This window comes from Rhodococcus sp. I2R, assembly GCF_020889545.1.
GTDB lineage: Bacteria > Actinomycetota > Actinomycetes > Mycobacteriales > Mycobacteriaceae > Rhodococcoides.
In genome coordinates, this window is the sequence record NZ_JAHUTG010000010.1 from 1 (window position 1) to 13,251 (window position 13,251).

Consider the following 13,251-nt stretch of genomic DNA (forward strand, 5'->3'; position numbering starts at 1 on the left):
CCCCGAACCCCTGATCGACCTCCTCGCAGCACGAATCACCGACCCCGGCGCACTCCTGGAAGTCATCACCCGCCAATACTACGAAATCCGCACCCTCGAAGACGTCAAAGCCTTCGACCGCGACAACAAACACTTCGTCACCGGCAACTTCGACCTCGCCGGCGAACGACTACAACTCGTCTCCACGGCAACGTCGTTCACGGACCTGTCTGCGACATTGGACGCGATCGACGACATCGCCGGTCCCGCACCCGAGCACCTCGCGGTGGACCTGTATCTGGCATGGCCCGACGCCCCGTCCGACGGGGACGAGATCTCCGCGGTCATCCAGGCGGTACTGTCCGAACACCCGCGCACCCGCGGCTGGCGCCGAATCACGGTCACCGTCTGCGGTGACGTCGTGTCCAAGATGACGTTCCGCCGACCCACCGGCGAGGGCAATCTCGCCACCGAGGAAACAGGCCCGCTGGCCGAGGACCTCGTCATCCGCGATATGCATCCGTTGACGGGGCAGCGGTTGAATCTGTGGCGGCTCAAGAACTTCGATGGTAAGCGGCTCCCCGCGGCACCGGGAACGTATCTGTTCCAGCTCAACGCCAAGAACAACCCGGCCGATGAACGCTTGATGGCACTCGCAGAAATCCGAGGCGTGACAACACAACTCGACGACAACGGCGACGTCGTCGCAGTCCCAGAAATCGAACGCACCATCGCAGCCTGCCTCGACGGCATCCGCCGCGCACAAGCGGGCCGCGGCCGCAAACGCCTCGACTCCAACCGCGTCACCCTCTACGTCTGGCCCGTCCTCGACGTCCCCGCAGACCGACTCGCCACCATCGCCCGACACATCGCCCCCTCCACCATCGGCGCGGGCCTGGAAGAAATCACCATGATCGCCCGACTCAAAGACGGCGACAACCCCATCCGCGAAGTCGCCATCCGATTCTCCTACCGATCCGGCGCCGGAGTCGTCGCCAAGATCACCGACAAACCCACCGAACCCCTCCGCCCCCTCGACGAATACACCCAGAAAGTCCAACGCAGCCAAGCCCGCGGCACCGTCTACCCCTACGAGCTCATCCCCCTCCTCACCAGCACCGGTGGCACCTTCACCGAATACGACTTCGACTCCGCCGGCACCCTCGCCCCCGTCGAGCGCCCCTACGGACACAACACCGCCGGCATCATCACCGGTGTGCTCAGCACACCCAGCGAGCGCTACCCCGAAGGCATCACCCGGGTCGCCCTCTTCGGCGACCCCACCAAAGCCCTCGGCACCGTCGCCGAAGCCGAATGCTCCCGCATCGTCGCCGCGATCGACCTCGCCGAACACCTCGGCGCCCCCGTCGAATGGTTCGCCCTGTCCTCCGGCGCCACCATCTCCATGTCCACCGGCACCGAAAACATGGACTGGGTCTCGCGCGGACTACGCCGCATCATCACCTTCACCCAAGCCGGCGGGGAGATCAACATCGTCGTCGCCGGCATCAACGTCGGCGCCCAGCCCTACTGGAACGCCGAAGCAACAATGCTCGCCCACACCAAAGGCATCCTCGTCATGACCCCCGACAGCGCCATGGTCCTGACCGGAAAACAGTCCCTCGACTACTCCGGCGGCGTCTCCGCCGAGGACAACTTCGGTATCGGCGGCTACGACCGCGTCATGGGCCCCAACGGACAAGCCCAATACTGGGCACCGAACCTGCGTGCCGCAATCGAAGTACTCTTCGCGCACTACGACCACGCCTACACCGCACCCGGAGAACGCTTCCCCCGCCGCGCCATCACCGCCGACCCCGCCGACCGCGACGTCCGCAGCTACCCACACGTGCACCCGGCATCGGATTTCACCACCGTCGGCGACATCTTCTCACCCGTCACCAACCCGGACCGCAAGAAACCCTTCGACATCCGCACCGTCATGCGCGCCGTCGTCGACCAAGACCACACCGTCCTCGAACGATGGGCCGACATGGCCGACGCGGACACCTCCGTCGTCATCGACGCACACCTGGCCGGCATCCCCGTCAGCGTCATCGGCATCGAATCACGCGCCATCGCCCGCAAAGGCTGGTTCCCCGCCGACGGACCCGACCAATGGACCTCGGGCACCCTGTTCCCCAGCAGCTCCAAGAAAACCGCCCGCGCCATCAACGCCGCCAGCGGATCACGACCGATCGTCGTCCTGGCCAACCTCTCCGGCTTCGACGGCTCCCCCGAATCACTACGCACCCTGCAACTCGAATACGGCGCCGAAATCGGACGGGCCATCGTCAACTTCGACGGACCGATCGTCTTCTGCGTCGTCTCCCGCTACCACGGCGGCGCATTCGTCGTCTTCTCCGGCGCACTCAACGACAACATGGAAGTCCTCGCCGTCGAAGGATCCTACGCATCCGTCCTCGGCGGCGCACCCGCAGCCGCCGTCGTCTTCACCAGAGACGTCAACGCCCGCACCGCCGCCGACCCGAAGGTCAAGGACCTCGAAACCGCACTCGCCGCCGCCGACACCGACGCCGACCGCGCACACCTACGCATCGAACTCGCCACCACCACAACCGAAGTCCGCAACGCCAAACTCGGCGAAGTCGCATCCGAATTCGAAACCATCCACAACATCCAACGAGCCCAACAAGTCGGATCCGTCCACCACATCGTCCCCGCCGCCGAACTCAGACCACAAATCATCGCCGCAATCGAACGCGGCATAACCCGCACACAGGCATAGCATTTCGACAACCACTGCACCCCCGGCCGCTCAGCGACCGGGGGTGCAGTGATGTCGGGGCCTGTGTCGGCGCTACCGATCGACGAGGTTGCGCTGACTCTCGAAGCGTCGGCGCTCACCGGTGACCGGATCATCGAATTCGATTGCACGCGCGAGTAGTTGCAGCGGGGCGCTGAAATCGTCGGCGGCTGTGCGTGTGAAAACTGGGTAGTATGGATCGCCCTTGATCGGGATGCCCAACGAGGACATATGAATTCGCAGCTGATGCGTTCGACCGGTGTGCGGGAACAACCGGTACCGGGCCCACTCCCCCATCGTTTCGATCAGTTCGATTCGCGTTTCGCTGTTCGGCTCGCCGGGCTCTTCCCGCGCCACCATCACGCCGTGATCTTTTTCGATTCGACTACGCACAGTTCGCGGGAAGTCGAGTTCGGGGTCGCATCCCGCGACGGCCTCGTACTCCTTGAGGACCGACCGGGATGAAAACAGTTCCTGATATGGCCGACGCAAATCGGCTGTCCGCGTGAAGATCAGCACGCCCGCCGTCGCACGGTCGAGCCGATGCGCAGGAGTGAGGTGCGGGCAGTCGAGCAGGCGACGCAACCGCACCGTCGCTGTCTCGGTGACGTGCATCCCCCGCGGAATGGTCGCAAGAAAATGCGGCTTGTCGACGACGACGATGCCGTCGTCGTCGTGCAGAATGTCGAGCTCGAACGGGACGGGCACCTCGGGTGCGGGCGTACGGTGGAAGTACACGAATCGTCCTGGTGCATAAGGACTGTCCGCGGTCCACCGGCGAGCTTTCTCGTCGACGACGCCGCCCTCGGCCATCATCTCGGCCCAGTGATCGTCCGGATACTCGCGCACCAGGAAATCGAGTACCGTCGCCGCGGTCTCGCCGTGTGGGAGCCGGATACGAAGGGGCGCAAGGCCGTCCCGGAAGGGCAGGAGTGGAGCCTGCGGAATGACCCGATTGGGCAGGAGTGGAGCCTGCGGAATGACCCGGTTAGGCAGGAGTGGAGCCTGCTCAGGCACAGTCCACGCACACCAGGCGCAGGCCCCGACCGTCGTCGCCGTCGAAGTCCTGGTAGCGGGAGGTCGGGTTGGCGCACACGGAGCACCGGCCGATCACCGAGGTGTGATCCGAGAAGTCCACCGTCATCCGCTTGTCGAAGACGTAGAGCGAACCCTCCCACAGCGCATCGTCACCGAATGTTTCGCCGTAGCGAACGATGCCGCCGTCGAGCTGGTAGACCTCCTCGAAGCCACGCGAACGCATCAGGGCGGACAGCACCTCGCATCGGACTCCGCCGGTGCAGTACGTCACGACGGGGGCCTTCTTGAGGTGGTCGAACTGCCCGGACTCGAGCTGTGCCACGAAATCGCGGGTGGTCTCGACATCGGGAACCACTGCGTTCTTGAATTTGCCGATCTGCGCCTCGAACGCATTGCGGCCGTCGAAGAACACCACCTCGTCGCCGCGCTCGTCCACCAGTTCGTGGACCTGCTGCGGACTCAGGTGCACTCCCCCGCCGACCACGCCCTCGGCGGCGACCTTCAGTTCCTCGAGTGCACCGAATGTGACAATCTCGGGGCGAACCCTGACGCTGAGCTTCGGGAAGTCGTCACCGAGGCCGTCCGACCACTTGATGTCCGCGTCGGCGAACGGGACATATGAGCGAGTACCTCGCACGTACTTCTTCACATCCGCTACTTCTCCGCCGACGGTGGCATTGATCCCGTGTTCGGAGACGATGATGCGTCCGGTCAGGTTGTTCGAGTCGGCGAGCGCATGTTGCCAGAGCCGGATGGCCTCCGGATCCGGCAACGGCGTGAACACGTAGAACAAGACGATTTTCGGTACTGCCATACAGCAAAGTATGCCGCGTGTACGTCTTTACGTGCGCACCGGCAGCGCAGCGTGCTCGACACGGGCGGTACCGGCGGGCACGGTGAAGCCCGCACCCCAGTACACCCCGGTCAACGGGTCTTCCTTGGCGTCGAGATACCAGTGGTCCATCTGCACACCCGTCGGCGTCACGGTGAACACCCCGAAGCCGTGGCTGTCGAGTTCGACATAGCGGATGTGCCGGTTCAGCGTGGTCAGGGCAGACTCCGCGACACGGCCGAGACTGTGCGGCGGCGTGCGCGTGAGGTCGTCGACATTGGCGGACGATACCGACGTCACGACCAGTTCGGTCGCGACCGCCCCCGTCTCGAAGTAACGCGCAGCGTCCTGCGGAATATCGCAGGCCCACGACGAGTGAATATCGCCGGTGATGAACACCGTGTTATTGACGCCGTTGTCGGCGATTGCCCCGAGCAGCCGCGCACGATCGGCGGTGTACCCGTCCCACGGGTCGGCCATGTAGGGCACCCCACCCCGGGGAATGCCGAGAAGTTCGGTCAAAGCGCCGGCAGCTTCGCTCTCGAGCGGCGGAACCAGCACCGGGGTGATCATCACGGGATTGCCGACGATCTTCCACGTCGTAGGCGAGCTGACGATCCCATCGGTCAGCCAGTTCATCTGATCTCGGCCGGTGATGGTGCGATCGGGTGAATCGACTTCGGCGCCTGCTGTGGGCGCGACCTGCTTCGAGCGATACGTGCGCAGGTCCAGCATGGAAAGCTCGAGCAGGCTACCGAAGCGCAGGCGCCGGTACAGGTGCCTGTTCTGCGGCGTACCGGCTACTCGAACCGGCATCCACTCGTAGTAGGCCTGCACCGAATTGGCCTTGCGAACGTTCCATGGCCCCTCGGTCTCTGGCTGATGATTCTCCGCGCCGCCGTCGTAGGCGTCGTTGGCGCTCTCGTGGTCGTCCCACGTGCAGATCCACGGGACACCGAGATGCGCCGCCTGCAGATCCGGGTCGCTCTTGTACTGACCGTGGCGGATTCGATAATCGGAGAGACTGACGATCTCGTGCACCGGGTCATGCTGGCGAACCACACCGTACTTCCCGGCGAACGCACCGGTCCGGTACTCGTAGAGGTAGTCGCCCAAATGAATGATCGCATCGAGATCGGTGCGGGACGCCAGGTGGCGGTAGGCGCCGAAGTATCCGGACTCCCAGTTGGAACAGGAGACGACACCGAACCGGATTCGATCGACGTCTGCATCGTTCGTCGGCGCCGTCCGGGTGGTGCCGATGGTCGACTGCGTTCCCGCAGCCGGGCCGTCGAGTACCTCGAAGCAGTAGTGGTACGTGGTCGCCGCGGAAAGCCCGTCGACATCGACCTTCACGGTGTGGTCGACGTCCGCGGAGGTGGACACCGTGCCACTGCGTACGAGATTGGTCAGTTCCGGGTCGGTGGCGACACGCCACCGGACCGACGTCACCGGGCCCACACCGGACCCCGGCCTCGCGTCGGGAGTCGGAGTCACACGGGTCCAGACGATCACCGCATCCGGCGTCGGATCACCCGAGGCGACACCGTGCGCGAACGGCACGAATTCCGCACCTTGCGCACGAGCAACCCTGGGCAGCGCTCCTGCCACACCGGTAGCCGCGCCGACCGCCGCGACAGCAATCGACGAGGACTTCAGAAACCCGCGCCTGGACACACCTTCTCGTGAAACCACCCGACCAGTCCATGCGAACTCGAGGCGCAGGTCAAGTCGGGCTGGCCACCGGGGGTGAATGTTCACGTCACCGACAGTTGGTGTATCACTCGATCACAGATAGACACCGACATTCTGCACGAGATGATCGGTCACATTGCGCAGCGTCTCGAACTGCCCGTGGGTGCCGTACTTCTGCCGAAGCGTGCCGAAGTCCACGAAATCCGCGGACTGCGCGATCTGATTGGATTCCGGAATCCAATGCGGTATCACCGTCGGAGGTCGAGGACGGGAAGCGCGTTCGTGTGCGGGAAGCGCGTCGTATTCGAACACCGCCCGCTGTAGGCGCTCGATCGTCGTTCGATGCAGAGACGAACTTCCGCGGTACTTCGTGATGATCAGGCCCAGTGGCGTGAGCGTGTGACCGGTGCGATCGGTGAACCGCTGCACCCGTCTCTGTAGCTGCGGTATGCCGTACGTCGACAGCACGTCGGGGATGGCAGGGACAACGTAGGCGTCGGCCATCATGAGACCGTTCGCGGTGACGATACCCAGGTTGGGGGCGCAGTCGAGAAGGATGAAATCGTAGTTCGATCGCACGTTCGCCAGCGCGGCCCGCAGCACCAGCAGCGGCTCGAGCGAGCCCGGCACCTCGTACTGCCAGGCGTTCATCTCCTCCTGCGTCTCCATCAGATCGAGCGAGGACGCAAGCAGGTCGATGCCGCGGACCGACTCCAGTGGCGATACTCCCCGCACCAGGGACCGGTCGACGTCGAACTCCGGTAGATCCGCGTCCAGGGCACTGGCGAACAAGGCGTCGACGGTCTGTTTCCGGTCGTTGACCTCCTGCCACCGCTGCTCACCGATCATCATCGTGGTCAGATTGGTCTGCGGGTCGAGGTCGACGAGCAGAACCTTGTACCCGAACTCGGCCGACATGAACTCGGCGAGCGCTGCAGTGGTCGTGGTTTTCCCGACCCCGCCCTTGAGATTGATCGTGGCGATGACAGTCGCCATGGCGAACCCCCTCCCTCCCCCTGGACACGAGTACCGGGCCAAGTTCAGCACAGAGCGCGTGGGTTTGCTGATGTATAGATCCGTGCATCCTGGGGTGCATGACCTCCTCGGCCCCGCTCTGGTTGTTCGGCGACCAACTCGGTCCGCACTTCCACTCCACACCCGATCACGGGCACCGTGAAGTGTTGCTGATCGAGAGCACCCGCGCCGCGCAGCGCCGGAGATTCCACCGTCAGAAACTGCACTTGGTGCTTTCGGGAATGCGGCATCTCGCCGAGGAGCTGGGCGAACGCGCCACCTACCTGCGCGCCGAGTCCTACCGGGACGCGCTCGAGGAGTTCGGCAGACCGGTACTCGTGTTCGAGCCGACCTCCCATGCCGCCGAGAGATTCGTGCAGCGTCTCGCCGAGGAAGGCGTCGTCGAGGATGTCCTGCCGACGCCGATGTTCGCGCTCGGCCGAGCGGATTTCGCCGAGTGGGCCGGCAACCGGCACCAGTTCAGGATGGAGACGTTCTACCGCGATCAGCGGCGACGCTTCGAGATCCTGATGAACGGGGACGAGCCCGTGGACGGGCGATGGAACCTCGACGAGGAGAACCGGGAGCCGCCGCCGAAGAAGCAGGCGAGGCTGGGCGTCGATCCACCGTGGTGGCCCACCGAGGACGCAATCGACGAGGAGGTGAGAACCGATCTCGACGAGCTCGATCTCGATACCGTCGGAAAGGACGGCCGGCGACTGTTCGCCGTCACGGCCGACGAAGCACAGAAGGCGTTGCAGCACTTCGTGTCCTATCGGCTGCAGGATTTCGGCAAGTACGAGGACGCCGTCATGACCGAGGATTGGACGATGTCGCACTCGCTACTGTCGGTCCCGCTGAACCTGGGATTGCTTGCGCCTCTCGATGTGGTCGAGGCGGCGGAGAAGGTGTGGCGTGACGGGGACGCCTCGCTGGCGTCGGTGGAGGGATTCGTGCGACAGGTGCTCGGTTGGCGCGAGTACGTCTGGCATCTGTACTGGCACTTCGGACCCGAATACGCAGATCGCAACGAGCTGGGCGCGCACGTTCCGCTCCCCTCGTGGTTCACCGATCTCGATGGCGAAAAACCGATCGCCGCCTGCATGTCGCACACCCTGTCCGAGCTGCGTGATCGCGGGTGGGTGCACCACATCCCGCGGCTGATGATCCTGGGCAACTTCGCGTTGCAGCGCGGCTACGACCCGAAAGCCCTGATGGAATGGTTCGCCACCGCCTTCGTCGACGGGTTCGCTTGGGTGATGCCCGTCAATGTCATCGGGATGAGCCAGCACGCCGACGGTGGCTTGATCGCGACCAAGCCGTATGCCTCGGGCGGGGCATACCTGAACCGAATGACAGACCACTGTGGCGGCTGCGAATTCAACCCGAAGAAACGACTGGGACCCGACGCCTGCCCGTTCACGGCGGGCTACTGGGCATTTGTGCATCGGCACCGAGATCGGTTGGCGCAGAACCATCGGACTGCGCGTCAGGTGTCGTCGATGAACAGGCTTTCCGATCTCGAGGAAGTGCTCGAACAGGAGTCACAGCGCGAGGTGTTCTGAGCAGCCCGAGCGCCCGCTAGTTCGGCAGTTCGGCCACTGCGTCGTCGATCATCGGGACGTAGCGTTCGAGTGCCCACGGGACGGTGAGGGGGTTGATGATCGACGAGCCGGTGACGAAGGGTTGGTCCGTCGGCGCCACCACGGACCCGCGTTCGATGGCTGGGATCTGGTTGTAGGCGGGTTGGGTCTCGGTGTCGCTGCGGTTCTGCGGGTCGGAGTAGAAGGTGAAGATCAGATCCGACTCGTCGAGCAGGTTGGCGTTCTCCAGGCCGATGACTGCGGAGTCGGTTCCTCCGGTTTCGTCGAGGGTGTACACGACCGGATCTATTTCGAGGCCGAGTGCGCGGACCATCGCCACGCGCTGCTCCTCGGCAAGGAACACACCGAGCGTGCCGGGGCCGGTGTTGTAGATGTAGGAGAAGGTGACGTCCCGGTACTCGGGGTGGGCCGCGGCGGCGTCGGCGAAGCGGCTGTTGATCTCGGCGATCTCTTGGGCTGCCTTACCTTCCTCGCCCATGGCCTTGCCGATGACGGAGATCTGCTCTTCCCAGGTGATGGTCCACGGCTGCTCCTCGTAGGCCACCACGGGGGCAAATCCGTTGAGCGAATCGAACTGCTGCTGAGTGATGCCGGACCACGGTGCGAGTATCAGGTCTGGTTCCAGCGCGAGGATGGCTTCGATGTTCAGTTCGGTGCCGCCAGTGAACTGTTCGGGGAGTGCCTCGCCCGATTCTGTGATTGCGTCGTACATCCACGGCAGGTATCCGGATTCGTCGGATCCCCAGGGGTATTCCTCCACGCCCACCGGTACGGTTCCGAGCGCGATCGCTGTTTCGGCGGATCCCATGCCGAGGGTGACGATGCGTTCGGGCTTGTCGGTGATCACGGCTCGGCCGAGGGCGGAGTCGATGGTGACGGTTTCGAAGTCACCGGTCGATGTGGTTTCGGCGTCTTCGCCGGCCGAACTGCATCCCCCGAGAATCACAGTTGTGGCCAGAAGACCGGACAGCACCACAGTGCGCAGGGAGCCAGCGTGTCGCATAAGAGGCCTTTTCTCGAGATCGGGTTCGACAATGAAGCCTAGGCTTACCTTTGTTGGAATTTCAACTCTCGTGAAAGCTCGAGGGAGCTACGGTGGAATGCATGAGCCTTCCTCGCCCCGCCCCTGATCGCACCGCCGTCGTGACCGGGGCATCCTCCGGTATCGGCGCAGAAATCGCCCGCGAGCTCGCCGCACGCGGACACGGAGTGACACTCGTGGCCCGCCGAGCGGAGAAACTGACCGCGCTCGCCGAGGAGTTGAGCGCACGCGGGGTGCGCGCCGAGGTGCTCCCCGCAGATCTCTCCGAGCGGTCGGATCGCGCCGAACTACTGGGCCGCATCGAAGCGCTCGGACTCGTCCCCGACGTGCTCGTCAACAACGCCGGGCTATCAACCGTCGGCCCGGTCGCATCCTCGGACCCGGAAGCCGAAATGAACATGATCGAGGTCGACGTCGTCGCGGTTGCCGACCTGTGCAGCAGGTTCCTTCCAGGAATGACCGCCCGCCGGCGCGGCGCGATTCTCAACGTCGCGTCCACTGCCGCCTTCCAGCCGCTCCCGGGCCAGGCGGGCTACGGCGCAGGCAAAGCCTTCGTGCTCTCGTACACCCAGAGCCTCGTCGGCGAGCTTCGCGGAACCGGAGTGAGCGCGACAGCGCTGTGCCCCGGGCCGGTCGACACCGGCTTCGCCGAGGCCGCGGGTTTCTCGGTCGACGACGCCGAGGCTGCGCTGCCATCGATCATGTGGGTCTCCCCGCAGGAGGTGGCCAAGACCGCGGTGAACGGGCTGGCCAAGGGCAGCATGGTTGCGATACCGGGCATGGCCAACCGCATCACCTCCGTGTTCGCTGCGGTGACACCACGCACCCTGCTGGTGCCGATGCTCGCTCGCATCCATCCCGGGCTCCGCAAGTGACGCGCGATTTCACCGTCGCCGACAGTGTGGTGGTCGCGGCCGATGCCAACATCCTGTACGACGCGATCAGCGACCCGGTGCAGATGGGCAACTGGAGTCCCGAGAATCGCGGTGCAGTGGTTGCCGAACCGCGGGACGGCGCCTACGTCGGGATGGTGTTCGACGGCCGAAACAAGCGAGGCAGAGCACGCTGGGTCACTCGCTGCACGGTGACCGTTGCCGAGCCGGCCAAGGCGTTCGAGTTTCGCGTGCACGCGATCGGCGTCACGTCTCCCCGATTGAAACGCGCCATCGCGACGTGGCGCTACGAGTTCGAGCACGTTTCGGGTGGAACCAAAGTCACCGAAACATGGACCGACGATCGCCGAAACTGGCCCGATGCACTGGCTTTCGTGTTCGACAAGATCGTCACCGGCGGTAGTACCTTCCCCGAGTTCCAGCGTCGGAACATCAGGAGGACACTCGGCAACCTCCAGAGGCGATTCGCCTGAGCATGCACGTCACCATCAACCGTGCCGTTGGAACATTCCCCGGACATAGGCAGCCTGGCCCGCGTGCTGAAGATCGTCGGAGACCACGGACACCAGCCGCACACCCAATGTCACCGGGGGATCCCAATGGTCGTCGACAACACGATCCAGGTCAGCCGCTGATAGCGACTCGACATACGCGACCGTCCTGGCGTGCACGGCATCGTGATAGTCCCGGAGCAGCTCGGCGGAAGCGGTGACCTCGGCGACCTCCTCGGCATTCTGGCCGTAGCCGATAGCGCTGCTCTCGAACGGCAGTCCGAAGCGGGCTTCCCAGCCGTCAGCGGTCCACACCTGGTCGCTTCCTGCAACGCCGGAAACATGATCGTCCTGAACACGCGTGAGGTGCCAGATCAACCAGGCGACAGTGTTCGCTTCGGAGTCCGGCCGGAAGGTGAGTGCGTGCGGAGCGATATCGTCGAGGATTTCGTGAACGAGTTCCCGAATCCTCCCGAAAGCATCGGCCAGCACTGCGGCGTGATTCACGAGGTGGTCCTTTCGTCGTGCGCCTTCGGCGCATGTGCGTGGAAATACATAGTCTTGCCCGTATTTCCGCGCACATGCGCGAAGCGCCTTCTTTGCTGTTTCGGCAAACCCTGTTGCGCCCGCGGGCGGAGGTGGGCACAGTGGAAATCATGCACACACACGACGAAACTCCCACCGAGTTCGATCAACCGTTCTGGGACAACCTGTACACCGAAATGCCACAGCGTTGGAGCGGCAAGGCCAACCCGGTCCTCGCCACCGAAGCCTCGAAGCTGACGCCCGGCACGGCACTCGACATCGGCAGCGGCGAAGGGGGCGACGCCTTCTGGCTCGCCGACAACGGATGGAAGACCACCGGCGTCGACATCTCCGAAGTAGCACTCGAGCGTGCACGAGCCAACCAAGGCGACCGTGACATCGAATGGCTGCACCGCGACCTGCTCACCTGGGCGCCGGAGACGCAGTACGACCTGGTCACCGCGCATTTCTTTCAGCTGCCCATGCAGCAGGTCGGTCCTGCGTTTCTCAGATTCGGCCACGCAGTCAACCCAGGCGGGCACCTGCTGATCGTCGGACACAGCCCCTCGGACGACCATGCCAAGCACCACCCGCGCGCAGACATACTGTTCGATGTCGATCCCATCACAGCGCTGTTCGACGACGAGAACTGGACGACCGTCCTCGCCGAGACACGCGCCCGGGCCGGTGCCGGACCCGACGGCACCCCTGCCGAGCGGAAGGACACCGTCGTCCTGCTGCGCCGCAACACCTGAGCCGGGCCGCAACTCCTGGGCTGGACCGAGACTCCTAGGCTGGGAGCGGTGCCCCCGCCCCCACCACTCGAGCTACCGCTGAAGTACTACCTCCCACTCGCCATCTCGGTGGTCGCCGCGCTGATCATTCTGTTCACTCCGGCGTCGGGGGTTCCGAGTGGGTTCGAGCACAGCGACAAGATCGTCCATTTCTGCCTGTTCGCGGCGCTGGCGTACTCGTCTCGAGTGGCAGCGATATCCGCGAGGTGGACCGCTGTGTGGACCGTCACCTTCGCGGGGCTATCCGAGGCGCTGCAGGCGGTCCTCCCGCTCGGTCGGAGCGGTTCGCTGGACGACGCACTGTTCGACGTGTTCGGTGTCACCGCCGGTCTGCTGATCGCGGCGCTCGTGGCGCCCTCTCGTTCGGCTATACACTGAGAGGACGCTCCGGGGGTCCTCGGCTCGCACGCCTGAACCGGAAGGGTCACCATCACCACGACGTCCGCACCCCACGACATCTACCTGGTTCCGCCCGAGCAGGACACGGCCGACCCGGTGACCGGTGCGTCACCGGAATCCGCAGCGCGCCTGACGGACCGCTCCGATGTCGTTCCACATGCCGGACGCTTCGCCCTGA

General features: G+C 64.5%; 12 protein-coding genes. 6 read left to right on the forward strand and 6 right to left on the reverse strand.

What is annotated here, in order from left to right:
* A partial coding sequence (locus KVY23_RS12155) for a carboxyl transferase domain-containing protein (protein ID WP_308070785.1) occupies positions 1-2,728 on the forward strand: 2,728 nt, incomplete at its 5' end.
* A gap of 72 nt (positions 2,729-2,800) precedes the next feature.
* Here the strand turns inward: KVY23_RS12155 and KVY23_RS12160 are convergent.
* The 4 genes from KVY23_RS12160 to KVY23_RS12175 form a co-directional block, all read right to left on the reverse strand.
* On the reverse strand, positions 2,801-3,694 hold the full coding sequence (locus tag KVY23_RS12160; protein ID WP_230556783.1) for a pseudouridine synthase: 894 nt from the start codon (positions 3,692-3,694) through the stop codon (positions 2,801-2,803).
* A 61-nt stretch (positions 3,695-3,755) separates the two neighbouring features.
* A complete protein-coding gene (locus KVY23_RS12165; RefSeq protein ID WP_230556596.1) occupies positions 3,756-4,598 on the reverse strand; it encodes a rhodanese-related sulfurtransferase in 843 nt (280 codons plus the stop codon).
* A gap of 27 nt (positions 4,599-4,625) precedes the next feature.
* Complete coding sequence (locus KVY23_RS12170; protein ID WP_230556597.1) at positions 4,626-6,311, reverse strand: alkaline phosphatase; 1,686 nt, start codon at positions 6,309-6,311, stop codon at positions 4,626-4,628.
* Between the two features lie 93 nt (positions 6,312-6,404).
* Positions 6,405-7,307 carry a ParA family protein gene (locus KVY23_RS12175; protein WP_075839622.1) on the reverse strand — a complete coding sequence of 301 codons (903 nt, stop codon included), beginning with the start codon at positions 7,305-7,307 and terminating at the stop codon, positions 6,405-6,407.
* A 98-nt stretch (positions 7,308-7,405) separates the two neighbouring features.
* On the opposite strand from KVY23_RS12175, the gene KVY23_RS12180 reads away from it, so the two are divergent.
* Positions 7,406-8,890, forward strand: coding sequence for a cryptochrome/photolyase family protein (locus KVY23_RS12180; protein ID WP_230556598.1), 1,485 nt, complete (start codon positions 7,406-7,408; stop codon positions 8,888-8,890).
* 16 nt (positions 8,891-8,906) lie between these two features.
* On the opposite strand, the gene KVY23_RS12185 is transcribed toward KVY23_RS12180, so the two are convergent.
* On the reverse strand, positions 8,907-9,932 hold the full coding sequence (locus KVY23_RS12185; RefSeq protein WP_230556599.1) for an iron-siderophore ABC transporter substrate-binding protein: 1,026 nt from the start codon (positions 9,930-9,932) through the stop codon (positions 8,907-8,909).
* Positions 9,933-10,033: 101 nt separating this feature from the next.
* On the opposite strand from KVY23_RS12185, the gene KVY23_RS12190 reads away from it, so the two are divergent.
* Entirely contained in the window at positions 10,034-10,846 is an 813-nt protein-coding gene (locus KVY23_RS12190; protein WP_206509499.1) for an SDR family oxidoreductase, read from the forward strand.
* Entirely contained in the window at positions 10,843-11,337 is a 495-nt protein-coding gene (locus tag KVY23_RS12195; RefSeq protein ID WP_075839623.1) for an SRPBCC family protein, read from the forward strand. The genes KVY23_RS12190 and KVY23_RS12195 overlap by 4 nt, the downstream gene beginning before the upstream one ends.
* Positions 11,338-11,352: 15 nt before the next feature.
* Here the strand turns inward: KVY23_RS12195 and KVY23_RS12200 are convergent, their stop codons facing one another.
* On the reverse strand, positions 11,353-11,862 hold the full coding sequence (locus KVY23_RS12200; protein ID WP_075839624.1) for a DinB family protein: 510 nt from the start codon (positions 11,860-11,862) through the stop codon (positions 11,353-11,355).
* A gap of 149 nt (positions 11,863-12,011) precedes the next feature.
* Here KVY23_RS12200 and KVY23_RS12205 point away from each other — a divergent pair, with 149 nt between their 5' ends.
* Together KVY23_RS12205 and KVY23_RS12210 are read left to right on the forward strand one after the other, a co-directional pair.
* Positions 12,012-12,635 carry a bifunctional 2-polyprenyl-6-hydroxyphenol methylase/3-demethylubiquinol 3-O-methyltransferase UbiG gene (locus KVY23_RS12205; RefSeq protein ID WP_206509498.1) on the forward strand — a complete coding sequence of 208 codons (624 nt, stop codon included), beginning with the start codon at positions 12,012-12,014 and terminating at the stop codon, positions 12,633-12,635.
* A 48-nt stretch (positions 12,636-12,683) separates the two neighbouring features.
* Positions 12,684-13,052 (forward strand): VanZ family protein, encoded by a 369-nt coding sequence (locus KVY23_RS12210; RefSeq protein ID WP_075839625.1) that lies wholly within the window; start codon positions 12,684-12,686, stop codon positions 13,050-13,052.
* Positions 13,053-13,251 lie beyond the last annotated feature (199 nt).

Bases quoted from the DNA above. Each gene is read 5' to 3' on its own strand.
- KVY23_RS12180 (WP_230556598.1), top strand. From the start codon at position 7,406: ATGACCTCCTCGGCCCCGCTCTGGTTGTTCGGCGACCAACTCGGTCCG.
- KVY23_RS12190 (WP_206509499.1), top strand. From the start codon at position 10,034: ATGAGCCTTCCTCGCCCCGCCCCTGATCGCACCGCCGTCGTGACCGGG.
- KVY23_RS12185 (WP_230556599.1), bottom strand. From the start codon at position 9,932: ATGCGACACGCTGGCTCCCTGCGCACTGTGGTGCTGTCCGGTCTTCTG.
- KVY23_RS12205 (WP_206509498.1), top strand. From the start codon at position 12,012: ATGCACACACACGACGAAACTCCCACCGAGTTCGATCAACCGTTCTGG.
- KVY23_RS12165 (WP_230556596.1), bottom strand. From the start codon at position 4,598: ATGGCAGTACCGAAAATCGTCTTGTTCTACGTGTTCACGCCGTTGCCG.
- KVY23_RS12175 (WP_075839622.1), bottom strand. From the start codon at position 7,307: ATGGCGACTGTCATCGCCACGATCAATCTCAAGGGCGGGGTCGGGAAA.